The 14,611-nt window shown below is 68.8% G+C and carries 12 protein-coding genes; 3 read left to right on the top strand and 9 right to left on the bottom strand.

The window, feature by feature from the left end:
* Positions 1-2 precede the first annotated feature (2 nt).
* Entirely contained in the window at positions 3-1,277 is a 1,275-nt protein-coding gene (locus AB0K21_RS41500; RefSeq protein WP_343969462.1) for a cellulose binding domain-containing protein, read from the top strand.
* A gap of 105 nt (positions 1,278-1,382) precedes the next feature.
* Positions 1,383-3,017, top strand: coding sequence for a lectin (locus tag AB0K21_RS41495; RefSeq protein ID WP_343969459.1), 1,635 nt, complete (start codon positions 1,383-1,385; stop codon positions 3,015-3,017).
* 239 nt (positions 3,018-3,256) lie between these two features.
* On the opposite strand, the gene AB0K21_RS41490 is transcribed toward AB0K21_RS41495, so the two are convergent.
* The 5 genes from AB0K21_RS41490 to AB0K21_RS41470 form a co-directional block, all read right to left on the bottom strand.
* Positions 3,257-4,390 (bottom strand): methyltransferase domain-containing protein, encoded by a 1,134-nt coding sequence (locus tag AB0K21_RS41490; RefSeq protein ID WP_364158100.1) that lies wholly within the window; start codon positions 4,388-4,390, stop codon positions 3,257-3,259.
* A gap of 41 nt (positions 4,391-4,431) precedes the next feature.
* Positions 4,432-5,340, bottom strand: a complete 909-nt coding sequence (locus tag AB0K21_RS41485; protein WP_364158097.1) for a radical SAM protein — start codon at positions 5,338-5,340, stop codon at positions 4,432-4,434.
* A 259-nt stretch (positions 5,341-5,599) separates the two neighbouring features.
* Positions 5,600-5,911, bottom strand: coding sequence for a hypothetical protein (locus AB0K21_RS41480; RefSeq protein WP_343969450.1), 312 nt, complete (start codon positions 5,909-5,911; stop codon positions 5,600-5,602).
* Between the two features lie 170 nt (positions 5,912-6,081).
* Positions 6,082-6,339, bottom strand: a complete 258-nt coding sequence (locus AB0K21_RS41475; RefSeq protein WP_364158093.1) for a hypothetical protein — start codon at positions 6,337-6,339, stop codon at positions 6,082-6,084.
* A 309-nt stretch (positions 6,340-6,648) separates the two neighbouring features.
* Positions 6,649-8,013 carry a helix-turn-helix transcriptional regulator gene (locus tag AB0K21_RS41470; RefSeq protein ID WP_343969444.1) on the bottom strand — a complete coding sequence of 455 codons (1,365 nt, stop codon included), beginning with the start codon at positions 8,011-8,013 and terminating at the stop codon, positions 6,649-6,651.
* Positions 8,014-8,205: 192 nt separating this feature from the next.
* Here AB0K21_RS41470 and AB0K21_RS41465 point away from each other — a divergent pair, with 192 nt between their 5' ends.
* On the top strand, positions 8,206-8,865 hold the full coding sequence (locus tag AB0K21_RS41465) for a class I SAM-dependent methyltransferase (protein ID WP_343969441.1): 660 nt from the start codon (positions 8,206-8,208) through the stop codon (positions 8,863-8,865).
* Positions 8,866-8,942: 77 nt separating this feature from the next.
* Here the strand turns inward: AB0K21_RS41465 and AB0K21_RS41460 are convergent, their stop codons facing one another.
* From AB0K21_RS41460 to AB0K21_RS41445, 4 genes are all read right to left on the bottom strand, one after another.
* Entirely contained in the window at positions 8,943-9,419 is a 477-nt protein-coding gene (locus AB0K21_RS41460) for a (2Fe-2S)-binding protein (protein WP_343969438.1), read from the bottom strand.
* A 15-nt stretch (positions 9,420-9,434) separates the two neighbouring features.
* On the bottom strand, positions 9,435-11,729 hold the full coding sequence (locus tag AB0K21_RS41455) for a molybdopterin cofactor-binding domain-containing protein (RefSeq protein WP_364158088.1): 2,295 nt from the start codon (positions 11,727-11,729) through the stop codon (positions 9,435-9,437).
* Positions 11,730-11,732: 3 nt separating this feature from the next.
* A complete protein-coding gene (locus tag AB0K21_RS41450; RefSeq protein ID WP_343969432.1) occupies positions 11,733-12,950 on the bottom strand; it encodes an oxygenase MpaB family protein in 1,218 nt (405 codons plus the stop codon).
* A gap of 301 nt (positions 12,951-13,251) precedes the next feature.
* Positions 13,252-14,487 (bottom strand): oxygenase MpaB family protein, encoded by a 1,236-nt coding sequence (locus AB0K21_RS41445; RefSeq protein WP_343969429.1) that lies wholly within the window; start codon positions 14,485-14,487, stop codon positions 13,252-13,254.
* Between the last annotated feature and the right edge of the window lie 124 nt (positions 14,488-14,611).

The following is a 14,611-nucleotide window of genomic DNA, read 5'->3' as shown; positions in this document are numbered from 1 at the left end:
CCATGTCCAGGCACAGATCCCTGCTCACCGCCATCACGGCCGCGGCGCTTCTCGTCCTCTCCATGGGTACCGTGGCGATAAGTCACAGTGCGGGCGCGAGCACGTCGAGCAGCGCCCTCGCGGCGACCGCCGGGTGCGGCAGGACGCCGACACTCCAGAACGGCACCAACACGATCCAGAGCAGCGGCAAGAACCGCAGCTACATCCTGAGGATCCCCACCGGCTACGACAACCGGCGGCCGTACCGGCTGATCTTCGGCTTCCACTGGCTGGGCGGCACCGCCACCGACGTCGCCACCGGCCAGACCGTGCAGCGCGACGTCTGGTCCTACTACGGGCTCCAGCGGCTGGCCGGCGAAAGTGCGATCTTCGTCGCGCCGCAGGGCTTCAACAACGGCTGGGCCAACAGCGGCGGCGAGGACGTGACCTTCGTCGACGACATGATCCGGCGGATCGAGGCCGACCTCTGCGTCGAGACGACGCAGCGTTTCGCCCTCGGTTTCAGCTACGGCGGCGCCATGAGCTACGCGCTCGCCTGCGCGAGGGCCGACGTCTTCCGCGCCGTCGCGGTCTACTCCGGCGGACAGCTCAGCGGATGCGCCGGCGGCACCCAGCCGATCGCCTACTTCGCGGCGCACGGCCTGCGGGACGGCGTGCTGAACATCTCCGGCGGGCGGTCGATGCGAGACAGGTTCGTCCGGAACAACGGCTGCACCGCCCAGAACCCGCCCGAGCCCGGCCAGGGCAGCCTGACGCACCGGAGCACCACTTACGCGGGCTGCGCGGGCGGCCGTCCGGTCGTCTGGGCCGCCTTCGACGAGGGGCACATCGCCGCCCCGCAGGACGGGGCACCCGGCGACAGCGGTTCCAGGACATGGCTGCCGGGAGAGACGTGGCAGTTCTTCAGCCAGTTCCAGTCGACCCCGACCCCCACTCCGACCCCCACCCCCACCCCGACCCCGACTCCGTCGGGACCGGTCACGGGGGCGTGCGCCGCGACCATCCGGGTGACCAATTCGTGGCAGGGCGGCTTCCAGGGTGAGGTCACCGTGCTCGCGGGCAACTCCGCGATCAACGGCTGGACCGTCAACTGGACCTGGCCCGGCTCGCAGACCGTCACCCAGATCTGGGGAGGCGTCCGGTCCGGCTCCGGCTCGACCGTGACGGTACGCAACGAGACATGGAACGGCTCGCTCGGCGCCGGCGCGAGCACGACCTTCGGCTTCCTCAGCAACGGCGCACCGGCCACCCCGGCGGCCACCTGCGTCAGTCCGTGACCGTGGCGCGCATTCGACCGAGTGGCGATCGGGCCCCCGGTGCGGGGCGTCAGCCCACGCCGGGGGCCCGATCGTCGATCCCCTGTCCACCGAGGAGCGTTGTCAATGAGAAGGAAACGAATACGCGCGTTGCTGACCTCCGCCGTCACCGTGATGCTGACCCTGACGGCGGTCACCTCGGCCACCCCGGCGCAGGCGTTGAATAACGGCGTGGGCCGCACCCCGCCGATGGGGTGGAACACCTGGAACACCTTCGGCTGCAACATCAACGAGACGCTGATCAGGCAGACGGCCGACGCCCTGGTCAGCAACGGCATGCGCGATCTGGGATACCAGTACGTCGTCGTCGACGACTGCTGGTTCGACCCCAACCGCGACTCGGCGGGCAACCTCCAGGCCAACCCGTCGCGCTTCCCGAGCGGGATGAAGGCGCTCGGCGACTACCTGCACGCCAGGGGCCTGAAGTTCGGCCTCTACCAGGCCCCCCTCGACAAGACCTGCGCCCAGTACTTCAACTCCTACCCGGGCGCGACCGGCAGCCTCAACCACGAGGTCCAGGACGCCCGGCAGTTCGCCGCCTGGGGCGTCGACTATCTCAAGTACGACTGGTGCTCACCCACCGGCACCATCGACGACCAGGTGCGCACCTTCGCCAAGATGCGGGACGCCCTGGCCGCGACCGGGCGGCCGATCCTCTACAGCATCAACTCCAACAGCATCCACTCCAAGACCGGCCCGCAGCGCAACTGGGGCGACGTCGCCAACATCTGGCGCACGACCGAGGACATCACCAACGCCTGGAACACGGGTCAGACCAACGGCTACCCGATGGGCATCCAGAACATCGTCAACGTCAACGTCCCCCTCGCCGGCTACGCCGGGCCGGGGCAGTTCAACGACCCGGACATGATGGTGGTCGGCCGGGGCGGCATGAACGACACCGAGATGCGCAGCCACTTCGCCCTCTGGGCCGTCATGGCCGCGCCCTTGATCGCCGGTAACGACGTGCGCAACATGGACAACGCGACCGCCACGATCATGAAGAACCAGCAGCTGATCGCCATCAACCAGGACCCGCTCGGCCTTCAGGCCACCCAGGTCAGTAACGACGGAACCCGCCGCATCCTGGCCAAACGGCTGGGCAACGGCGACGTCGCGGTCGCGCTGTTCAACCAGGGCGGCAGCACCACCACGATCAGCACCACCGCCTCCGCGATCGGCCTGTCCGGCAACTCCTTCAACCTGCGCGACGCCTGGACGAACGCCGTCACCACGACCACCGGCGCCATCTCGGCAAGCGTTCCGGCCCACGGCACCGTCGTGTTCCGGGTCAGTGGCGGCACGCCCTCCCCGTCCACGACCCGGATCCAGGGGGCGGGCTCGGGCAGATGCCTCGACGTGACCGGCGTCTCCCAGACCAACGGGACCCAGGTGGGGATCTGGGACTGCAACGGCCAGAGCAACCAGCAGTGGACCTCCACGGCCGCCGGTGAGCTGCGGGTCTACGGCAACAAGTGCCTGGACGTCAACAACGCCGGCACCGCCGACGGCACCACCGTCATCATCTGGGACTGCAACGGCCAGAACAACCAGAAGTGGCGCCTCAACACCGACGGGAGCATCACCGCCGTCGGCGCGAACAAGTGCCTGGACGTCGTCGGCAACTCCACGGCCAACGGCGCCAAGACCCAGATCTGGTCGTGCAACGGCGCCGCCAACCAACGGTGGAACCGCGTCTGATCACAACGCGCCCAAGGTCCGACTCCTCGTACCACGTGAACCACCGGAGCCCGCTCGCCGCCGCTGTCCCCCAGCGGCGGCGAGCGTGATCCGTACGGCCGCCTTCACGACGGTGGGCGCGGGTGACCGCGTAGACGTCGCGTGAAGGCGGCCGGCACGCACTCGGAGCCAGGTATGAGCGGGCGTATGAAATCACCTGCCCCCCTGGAAAAGGGCGGGGTGATGCGTGCTTTCCAAGGTCAGGCGATGGTGGCCTTCCATCGGCCGCGCCGCAGGTGGATCGTCCCGTCGGGGCTGATACGGACGACCGCGCCGTACAGCGGTAGCGACCCCTCCCACAGCCAGTGGTCGCGGGCCTCGTCGAGCACGTCCCACAGACGTCGCGGTCCGCCCTGATGCACGGTCGGGGGTTCGCGGCCGGTCTGCTCGGCGCGTGCCCAGGATCCGTCCTCGTGCATCATGAGCGCGATCCGGGTGTCGCCGTTCTCGCGGTAGTCGTGTTCGATGCCGGGGGCCATGATCTCCAGCATGGAGCGCAGTTCCCAGGCGTTCTCCTCGATGTCGATCACGGGATACCGGCCGGTCGAGACGTCCTCGCCATCCGCCACGTGCGCGGTCTCCACCAGGTCGGCCAGGCCAGGTGAGTAGTCGGCGCCGGTCCTGGTCTTCATGAACATCGCCCAGTCCCGCTCCACCTGCCCGGCGGCGCCACCGTCGTCGGTCTTGGTGGCCGACACGATGAGGGAGGTGCCGGCGATGGTCGTCGTCAGGCGGCCTCCGGGGTTGAGCGCGCTCAGCCAGGAGATGGGGATGGGCCGTACCGACACCATCGTCACGATCCGGTCGAACGTCCCGGGGATCTCGCCGGTGGCGTCCACCGGCGAGACGCGCGGGGTATGGCCGATGGCGGTCAGCCGCTCCGAAGCGGCGGAGGTCACGTAGGCGTCCACGTCGATGCTGGTCACCCGGCCCGCACCGAACCGGTGGCACAGCAGGGCGGTGCCGTAGCCGGAGCCGGTACCGACGTCGAGGACGGTGTCCTCATCGCCGATGCGGGCGTGCCGGTACATCTGCACCACCAGACCCGGCAGCGTGGACGAGGAGGTGGGCCGCCCCGTCGGCTCGTCGTGAGCCTTGGCCTGGTCGGCGTGGAACGTGCCGATCCTGGTGACGAGGGTGCGATCCCGGTAGGCGGCCTCCAGCCATGCCTCCTCGTCGGCCGGACCGTGCCGGAGCTCCCAGTGACCGTCGCTCCAGGTCCACCAGGCAGGCACGAACCGGTGGCGGGGGGTGGAGGCGACGGCGTCGCGCCACCGCGACCCCGGGTGGGTGACGCGGCCGGCGAGCCGCCGCGCGTGAAGGAGCCAGTCCATGACGGTCAGTCTCCTCCCCCGCTCCGGAGGCAGGGACGTCATCAGCCGATTCCAGCGAGAGGGATCAGCCACTCCCACCGTGTCGGCAGGATGAGGGCGTCGCCCTCGCAGACGGTTTCCGCCGGTGCGCAGTCGTTCCCGTCCGAACTCGGGTTGCAGGCCATCGCGCCGTTGCGGCGCGGTACCCGGATGAGGAGGTCCTGCCATGCCCGTCCGGTGAGGATCTCCGCGAGCGGGGTGGTCCTGACGTTGCCCGCGGACCCCAGGAACCGGGACATGACACACATCCACACCTCCCCGTCGGAGGCGACGGCGGCGCGGCCGTTGCCGCACTGGCCGCACAGCTCCCGGACGCCCGTGCCGATGGTGGCGGCGCCACGGCCGACGCCGCGCATCCGGTCGATCGGGCCGAGGCGGTGGACGCCCAGGGCCTGCATCTGCGCGTATGCCTGCTCGGCGCGCTGGCCGTCGGAGAGGCGGACGACGGCGACCTTGAGCGGGATGTCGCGCCGCACGGCCTGCCGGATGTTGGCGAGGGTCCGGGCGTGGGAGCCACGACGGCCGGTGATGCGGTCGTGCTCGCCGGGGTCGTCGGAGTAGTACGAGGTGGCCAGCGTGACGCCGGGGTGGTCGAGCAGGTCCCACAGCCGGTCGGTGACCCGGTAGAGGTTGGAGAACACCTGGACCTTCAGGGCCTGGGCGAGGGCGTGCGTCAGCAGGCGCTCGAAGTCGGGGTGCCGCGTCGGCTCGCCGCCGATGAACTGCACGGTGGCGATCCCGGCGGCGGGGGCGCAGGCGAGCAGGTCCTCCCAGTCGCCGGTTGTCATGGTGCCGTGGGATCCGGTGGGTCCGGAGTCGGCGTAGCAGTGACCGCATCGGAGCTGGCAGCGGCCGGTGATCTCCAGTTCCAGGAAGTGGACCGGGGCGAGCTCGGAGGCGTGCGGTGTCATCGTGGTTCCTTCCTGCGGAGGACGAAGCGGTGGTTCCCGTGACCACGAGAGCGCCGCCCTCCTCTTTCACCCCCCTGTGGGATGAAAGTCGGCGTCTCCCGTGGTCACGGGGGTCGTGCCCGGCCGCCTCCCGGTCGGCTGTGTCGGGTGGAGGTCCGGTCGTCTCTCCCGTACGGCCCGGGTGTGCGACGTCGCGCCACCGTGTACGGGATGGGTCGTGACGGCGCGCTGAGGTCCGGCTCCACGTGCCGCCACGCGATCAGAGGGTCAGGGCGGCGTAGACCAGTTCGGCGATCCGGCGTGCGACGTCGGCCAGGTCGAAGGCCGGGGCGTTCGCGGCGGGAGCACCCAGGTCGGGTCCCCAGTAGATGACCTCGCCGCTGTAGCCGGTCCACACGGTCAGCGTCTCGCCCAGCAGCAGGCGGGGCTGTCCGCCTTCCCGGACGAGTTCGGGGAAGATCTCGTGATCGGCGAGCCTGGCCCGCAGCCGTTGAAGGGCCGCGGTGGCAAGCCCCCACTGCGTGGCCTGTCGGAGCCGGTCGCTCGCCGGGGTGCCCGGTGGCGGAATCATGGCGTACGTCCTCTCATGTGGTGAGAGCGGGTGAAGGAGATGAGCGGCCCCGGGGTCTTCCGGCGTCGGAAGCCGGTGATCGTCCCGGGGCCGCCTCTGGCAGGCGTCCGGGGCCGGGCTGTGTCGGGGCGTAGGCCGCGGCCGACGCGGAGCCCGCCAGAGCTGAAAGGTCAGATGGGCGATGCCCCGGCGGGTTCCATGAGCGCCTCCAGGTACTCCCGCCGATACCGCAGCCACGGTTGCCGCTCGAACAACCCCACCAACAGGTCGGCGGCACCTGCGGGGTCGGCCGAGGGGTGCAGGACCATACGCCCGCTGTTGAACCAGCGGAACATTTTTGGAACGCTCCAAATCAGCAGGCCGGGAGCGAGGCTCAGAACGTAATGGCCACCGGCCGTTCTCATGACGTCACCGTCCAGCGTCGCCACACCGCGACCGTGGAGGGCCTGACGAAGCAGTTGCACCGCATTGGCGAGAGTGCTGGAGGCATGCTGCGGTTCAGGGAAGCCGTAGAGGCCACGCCGCCCATCCGCTCGGTAATGAACCATGTACCGATAGTGATATTACGCGGGATGGATCACCAGGGACGCGATGTCCCACACCCCCGTCCTTCTGCCAGCGAGGGAGGACGCCCCGTCCTACTGGCTCAAGCCGAGGGAAGGCACCAGCGACCGGACCGTGAGCGACAGATGCATCTCCTGCTCCCGACTATGGCCACCGAGGGTGGATGCTCTGTCCTACCGGCCCAAGTCAAGGGAACGCACCAGCGACCGGACGGAGGGCGACGGGCGCGTCTCCTGTTCCCGGATCTCGGCCACCAGGGAACGGGCGACGCCCTGATGCCGGAACCATACCGGCGACAGCGTATGAGCCTCCTGCAACCGCTCGATGGCCACCTGCCGCTGCCGGGCATCCAGATGCGCTTGGGCGACATCGAGCAGGTGACGACCGTAGGAAATGCCCAAAAGGTCGCCGGACCGGACGCGGTTGGCCGCGTTCAGCGCCTTGTCCGGCTCCCGCCGTACGGTGTAGGCATGGGTGGCCTGCATCGCCACCGTGGCAGGGCCGAACGCGGTGTTGTAGATCGGCGTCCGCTTACCGAGCCGTTCGGCGCCAGCGGAGGCCATCGCGATGTAGTCCTCCACCTCCCTACCGCCCGCCGCCGCCGGGGCCAGCGCGGTCATCAGCAGGTTGCCCCACGCGGCCACATGGGCGGCCGGAGCGGAGAACGACGGCTCGATCCGAGCCGCCATACCGGCTGCGAGTTCCTCGGCTTCCCGGGTGCGGGCCTGGTGCAGCAGCACCCACGCATACGTGGCGTGCAAGGTCACCCACAGCAGTTCGTCATCGCCACCGTGCGCGACGGTGATGGCCCGCTCCGCGCCGATCGCCGCCAGGTCGTCCCGGCCGAGATGCACCATCACGCTGGCCGCCAGGTCATAGGCCATGGCCAGCGGGTAGACGGCAGCCGCGCCGTACGCCGCGTGGGACAGCCGCGCCTCGGCGATCAACCCGGGAAGCCGAGCGACCAGGGCGGGGAAGTCACCGGCCCAGTAGCGGCGGCACGCGTTATCCACTGCGGCCCGCACGTCCGCCGGTGATGTCGGCTCACCGTCGTGGCCGTCGTCCGCCCCTGGCAGCAGAGACGCCGACAGCAGGGCGTCCCGCAACTTCAGGACGCTGGCGCCGTCGCGTTCGCCGCCCATCCGGTCGCGCTTGCCGGTCAGCGCCGACAGGTCCACATCGAGGGCGTTCGCCAACTTCATCAAGGTGGTGAGCCGCGCCGACTCACGGCGCCCCTGCTCCAGCTTCGCGATGATGTCCCTGCTGACACCGGCCCGTTCGGCAAGCTCCTCCTGTGTCCAGGATCGGTCGTCGCGGATCTTCCTGAGCCGGTTTCCGATGGTGCAACCGTCGTCCATGGGCCCCGCCCTTCCCTGGTGATGTCGCAGTTTCAGGCTAAGCCGCAGGCCCACTTGTTGACAGGTATTCCCCCGTGGAAGGGCCTGTTCATCCTCGCGCCACCGAGGGAGCCGTTGCCGCGACAGGGCATGAAGGTCGTCCAGCGCGAGTCCGCCGATCGGGGTGACGGCATCCGGCATGACCTGTGTGATCTTTGTCAGAGATGTTGCTCCACCGAGCACAGCGAGCAGGGATAACGCCGGCAGCGGGCCGAGCCGGTAGCGGCGTCCCCGGCGGCTGCGCGGGGCGGATACCGCATCCGGCACCAACGCTTCGGCCCTGGCCTCTGGAACAGCCCGGGTTTCGTCGGGGGCGGGTGGCATGATCCGTCGATGCCCGAGAACAGTGCTTCGATCGCGTCTTTCTGGGATGCCTTCGCCGCCTCCTTCGACGAGGAGGCCGACCACGGCCTTCGCGACCCCGCCGTCAAGACCGCCTGGGCAAACCGCCTGCGCTCCTGGATGCCCGCCTCGCCCGCCGACGTCTTGGACCTGGGATGCGGCACCGGCTCGTTGTCCCTGGTGCTCGCCGAGCAGGGCCACCGGCCGGTCGGGGTGGATCTGGCCCCGCTGATGATCGAGCAGGCCCGGCGCAAGCTCACGGCGGCCGGCTTCGATGCCGCGATGATGGTGGGTGACGCGAGTAACCCGCCCACGCGAGCCGGGACGTCTTTCGACGTGATCCTCTCCCGTCACCTGTTGTGGACCCTGCCCGATCCGCAGGAGGCGTTGCGCCGGTGGATCGGCCTGCTGCGTGCCGGCGGGCGTTTGGTCCTCATCGAGGGGCGCTGGGCCTCGGCCGAACCGGGTGAGGACCAGTCCCACGAGGGGAGGCCGGAGCCGATGCCGTGGATGGGCGGGGTCGAGGCGGAGCGTCTCCTGGCGGCGCTGCGGCCACTGGTCAAGGCCGCTCGCGTCGAGCCACTGCCTGATCCCACCCTGTGGGGACGGACCATCCAGGACGAGAGGTATGCCGTCGTCGCGTTCGCGTAGCCGTTCGCCTTTCAGGCCGGAGCGAGGACCCAGCGTGACATACAGCCGTGCCCGGGGTCCCCGGGCACGCATGTGCCTCACATGTTCTCGGCGCCGGCTTTGATGGCTTCGCGGATACGGGAGTAGGTGCCGCAGCGGCAGATGTTGCGGAGGCCGTCGAGGTCGGCGTCGGTGATTCCGCGGCCTTCGGCCTTGGCCCGGCGGACCAGTGCCACGGCGGCCATGATCTGGCCGGGCTGGCAGTAGCCGCACTGGGCGACGTCGCGGTCCAGCCACGCCTGCTGCATGGGGTGCAGCTCCTTGCCGACCGTGGCCGGAAGCCCTTCGATGGTCGTGACCTCGTCGGTCGGCTGGAGGTCTGCGACGGGGATCGCGCAGGGGTTGACGGCTTTGCCGTTGATGTGGCTGGTGCACGCTTTGCAGACGTTGATGCCGCAGCCGTACTTCGGCCCGGTGATGCCGAGAATGTCGCGCAGCACCCACAGCAGGCGCACGTCGCCGTCGACGTCAACGGTGACCTGCTCACCGTTGACGCGGAAAGTGTGCTGAGGCACTCAGGTCTCCTTGTTTCAGCGGGCGTGGTTCAGGCCGTCGGTCGGGGAGGGGGGAATGGGGGGGACGGTCGGTTTGGGAGTGAAGGAGAGCGTGCCGTGGTTGATCGGGAAGCTGGTGGGCATCGTTCCGGTCGCGCGACCGTACGCGCAGGCGACCGCGGCCAGCGACGCGGCGACGCCCAGCTCCCCGGCGCCGCCGGGCTCCTCGGAGGTGCTGGGCATGACGATGATCCGGAGTTCGGGCGGGGTGTTCCACTGCCGGGTGTAGAAGTAGTTGTCCCAGCTCGCTTCGAGGAAGTAACCGTCGCGCAGGTGCAGGCTGGAGGTCAGGGCCAGCGCGATGCCGTCCATGGCGCAGCCCATCATCTGCGCTTCCAGACCTCGCGGGTTGACGGCGAGGCCGACGTCCACCGCGATCACCACCTTGGTGACGCGCGGTCCGGCCACGCCGTCGCGGATGGGGCGGTTGACGGTTTCCGGCCGGCAGTCGATCTCCACCAGCACGGCGCTGACGGCCTTGTACTCGGCGTGGAACGCGATGCCCTGCGCGGTGCCGGCCTGCATCGACCGTCCCCAGGCGCCGACCTCGGCCACCTTCGCCAGCACCGCCCGGGAGCGGTCGTCGCGGAGAAAGTCGTGCCGGAACCGGTAGGGGTCCTTGCCCATCTTCGCGGCGAGCTGGTCGACGATGAGCTCCCGGGCACAGGTGACGTCGGGTGAGTAGACGTTGCGCATGCTGCCGGTGTTGAAGCTCTTGTCGGTTTCGTTGAGCAACTGGCTGCTGGCGCCGAAGTTGTAGGACATCGCCTGACTGAGATGGAAGAACGTCTGGGAGAAGCCGATGTCGCCCACCGGAAGCCTCGCGGCCATGGCGGTGATGATCTCACCGAGTCCGTGGCCGAGGTCCGTGGAGACGCTGGTGTGCCGCTGCTTGTAGCTCAGCACGGTGTTGCCGAGGTAGGCGGCGCGTACCCGCGAGGTGGCCATCGGGTGGGTACGGCCCTGGCGGGAGTCGTCGGCCCGGTGCCACATGAGCTTGACGGGTTTGCCGATCTTCTGGGACACCTCGGCGGCTTCCAGTGCGGCGTCGAAGAACAGCTTGCGCCCGAAGGAACCACCGCCTTCGGTGACGTGTACGGTAACGCTGCCGACCGGCAGCCCCAGCTTGGCGGCGATGGTCTGCTTGGCGGTGAGCGGCGATTTCAACGCCGACCAGATCTCGGCGCGGCCGGCCCGCACGTCGGCGATCGCACAGTTGGGTTCCAGCGCGCTGTTGCTGCGGAAGTAGAAGGTGAACTTGCCTTCGACGGTCGGAGTCAGCGGCTTGAGCCCGAGCGGTAGCTCCGCGGCCTCCAGTTTCCGGAGTACGGTCTCGTCGGACGTTCCTTCCGCGGTACCGGATTTCCAGGAGACCCGCAGGGCGCGTACGGCGTCGATGCACTGGCCGAAGGTTCTGGCGCGCACCGCCACCCCGGTGGAGATCGTCACCACATCGGTGACACCCGGCATGGCGCGGACCTCGGCGAGGTTGGCCACCGAGCCGACCTTGCCGTTGATGGTCGGCGGACGGCACACCATCGTCGGCTTCGCGTCCGGGACGTCGAGGTCCATCGCGAACTTCTTGCGCCCGGTCACCGCGTCCAGCGCGTCGATCCGGTTGTGCGGTCTGCCGATGACGGTGAAGTTCTCGCGTGAGGTGAGCTCCACCGACACCTGCTGGGTACGCGTGCTCGCGGCCTTCTCGGCGAGCGCACCGATGTCGACACTGCGGCCGGAGCGATTGGTGATCACCCCGGCCTTCAGCGTCAGGTCGGTGACCGCGGAACCGAGTTCGGTCGCCGCGGTCGCCAGCAACCGGTTCCGGGCGATGGCGGCGGCGACCCGGATCGGAACATAGGTGGCGATGGTGGTGTTCGACCCGCCGGTGAGCTGGTTGAACACCAGCTCCGGCCGAGCGTCGGCCAGTGTGACACGCACCCGTTCCAGCGGTACGGCCATCTCCTCGGCGATCAGCATGGCCGTCGAGGTGGTGATGCCCTGCCCCACCTCGGCCCGCGGCAACGCGAACGACACCGTGCCGTCCTGGTTGACCTCGACCGAGATCAGACCCGAGGTCGGCAGCGCCGCCGCGGTCATCATGTCGTTGAGGTCGAGCAGTTCCGTGAGTTCCGGTGAGGGCAGCCCGACGTCGGACGTCGGCGTCAGGTTGAGTTCGGTGGCGACCACCAGGGTCGGAGCCGCCACCACGTACCCGAGGAACCGGCGCCGCCCGATGCCCTCGTCCGGCCCGCCGCCATTCGATCCCATCATCATTCAGCTCAAACCCGGACGGTTGGTCGTGGGGATCTCGATCTTGGTCTCCTTGGCCTTGGTGAGATAGAACAGGATGTACTTTCGCACGGCTTCGTCGAGGACCCAGGCGGTCTCGGGTACCAGCGGCAGCGGGATGAGGCCCTCGCGGAATCTCACCAGCTTCGGCCAGATGGTGGGGATCAGCAGGTCCCACACCGGCTCGCGTTCGATGCCGTCCCAGCCGGCCACCTGGTCGCCGACCAGGTACCGGGCGAGCGCGTTGCACAGCGGCCGGCTGATGCTGGCGGGACTGGTCTGCTCGGCGAGCTGGCCCAGCAGGATGTCGGTCAGCTCCACGCCCTCGGGCGTCGGCCCCATGTTCCGGGGCAGGATCTGGTCCGACTGGGCGTTGGCCGCGGCCCAGGTGGCGGGGATGTACTCGTCCTTGATGCCGAGCATGTGCGCGGTCACCTGCCACACATGCAGGTACGCCTCGGAGTGGGCGGCGCTGATCGGGACCTTCCATTCGAGCATCTTGCGCATGGCGAAGGTCGGCAAGGTGTGCCAGGTGACCAGCATGTCCTCCTGGCTGATCGGGATGTCGCCGGTCCAGTGGGGGGACTGCTGCAGCAGGTGTCGTACCGCCGCGTGCACCAGCCGGGTCTTCACCGCCTCGACCACGCAGGAGCCGTCGGGCCGGTACGCGTTCAGGGCGCCGACGGCGAATCCCAGGATGCTCGTCTTGGCGACGCGGTCCTCCATGTCCGCGCCCCCCTTGGAGTAGTAGACCGAGAGGGCCTCTTTGGGAATGGCGGTGCTCAGCATGCCGCCACCCACGCCGTTGAGCAGGTTGAGGTACAGCCCTCTGGACTTGTTGAACTCGGCTGCGGTGTTCAGCTTGCCCTGGTTCGCCCATGACGGCAGCTGGCGGGCTCTCTCCATGAAGTCCCGCAGGTCCGCCGGCAGCCCCGCGGGCAGGGGCTGGTCGTTGCGGGTCCAATTCCACAGCAGGCGGTTGACCTCGGGGACGGCGCCTCGATCGATCAGCGAGGCGACCAGCGGGTCGGCCTCCTCGTCCCATATCCACCGCGGATCGGTGCCGGCGCCGGCACCCGCGATCGAACCGCTCGACGCCCAGGTCCAGGGCGTCGCCCGAGCCGGGAACGCCACCCCCAGCGCTCCGAGCGCCCCCAGGGCTCCACCTGAGATCAGCATCTTGCGCCTGCTCAGCTCTGCCATGCCGGACTCCTCCTGAGTTCCGCACGCCGATGATACGATGATACGTATCAGGTTTACTTGTATCTCAACAAGGATGTGAGTTGACCTGGAAACCGTGGCCTTCCGCCCCCCGGGACCCGGGCCGAGTCACCGACCGGACCGGTCGTGTTCGCCGTGGAAACGAAACGGGTTGGGTCGAGAGCTCGCCGAGGCTCTGCGGAAGGCTCGGGGCCCGGACTCTGCCGGATTCCGGGCCCGAGAATTCGCAATGGTGTCCCGGCGGGCCGGGGGCTTTCCTCCGCTTCCGGGCCGAGGATCCGGCTCAGGAGTTCGGGTAGTTCGGGTTGTTGGTCAACGGAATCTCGATGCTGATCTTCTGCGCTCCGGACAGGTAGGCCAGGAGTACCTTGCGAAGGACCTCATCGAAGAGCCAGTAGGTGCTGTCCGCCCCCGGGAACACCTTGAGCACGCCTTCGCGGACGGCGATGAAGGGTCCCCAGAACGTGTTGAGAAGCCCGTCCCAGAGCGGATACCTGGGGATGCTCAGCCACCCGGCGATCTCGTCGCCGAGCATGAAGCGCGTCAACGAGCCGAGTACGCGCTTGGTGAGGAGGCCGGCATCGATCGTGGCGCCGAGCTCCAGGAGAATGTTGGCCAGCTTGATGCCCTCGGGCGTCGGGGCCAGCACCGGGTCCAGGACCTGCTTGGCCTGGGAATTGGCCTCGGCCCACGAGGCGGGGATGTACTCCTCCTTGATGCCGAGCATGTACGCGGCCAGCTGCCACGTGTGCAGGAAGGCCGCGGAGTCGGCGGCGGGCATCGGCACCTTCCACGCGACCAGATTCTTCATGACGGTCGTGGGCAGGCTGTGCCAGGTGACCATCATGTCCGCCTGGCTGATCGGAATGTCCTCGTCGGCGGCCCCCTGCCAGTGCGGGGACTTCGGCAGCAGATGGCGCACGGCCGCATGCGCCAGCCGGGTCTTGACGCAGGTCACGATCATTTCGCCGTCGGCGTCGTAGGCGTTCCGAGTCCCGATGTCGTACCCGAGCTTGGCGGTCTTGGAGATGCGGTCCTTCATGTCCGCACCACCCTGCGAGTAGTAGACCGCCCGCGCCTCCTTGGGGATGACCGTGCTCATCATGCCGCTGGCGAAGCCGTACAGCACGCCGGTGTAGAGCCCTCGCCTGTTGTTGAAGTCGGCCGCGGCGGCGATCTTGCCTCTGTCGGCCCAGGCCGGCAGCTGACGGGCCTTCTCCATGAAGGCCTTCAGGTCCGCAGGCAGTCCGGCCGGCAACGGCTGACCGTTCTTGGTCCAGGTCCGCAGCAGAGTGTTGACCCTGGGCACCTCGCCCCGGTCGATCAGCGAGGCGACCAGCGTGTCGGCCTCCGGATCCCATACCCACCGCGGGTCGAGGCCTGCCCCTGTGCCCACCACCGAGCCACTGGGCGACCACGTCCACACGCGCGCCTCCGCGGGGGTCGCGATGCTCAGCGCACCGAATGCGCCCAACGTCCCTCCCGCCCGGAGCATGTCGCGCCTGCTGAGTTTGTCCATGCCTTCGTCCCTTCTCCTCGTGAGGCCGAGAGCATTGCTGATACGATGAAACACGAGATGAATCTGAGTATCACCAATACAGCACACAGTGTCGGACATCACAAGACCGTGACAGCGATTGTCA

This window comes from Streptosporangium sp. NPDC049248 (assembly GCF_040678965.1).
GTDB classification, from domain to species: domain Bacteria; phylum Actinomycetota; class Actinomycetes; order Streptosporangiales; family Streptosporangiaceae; genus Streptosporangium; species Streptosporangium fukuiense.
This window is presented reverse-complemented; position numbering and strand designations above follow the sequence as displayed.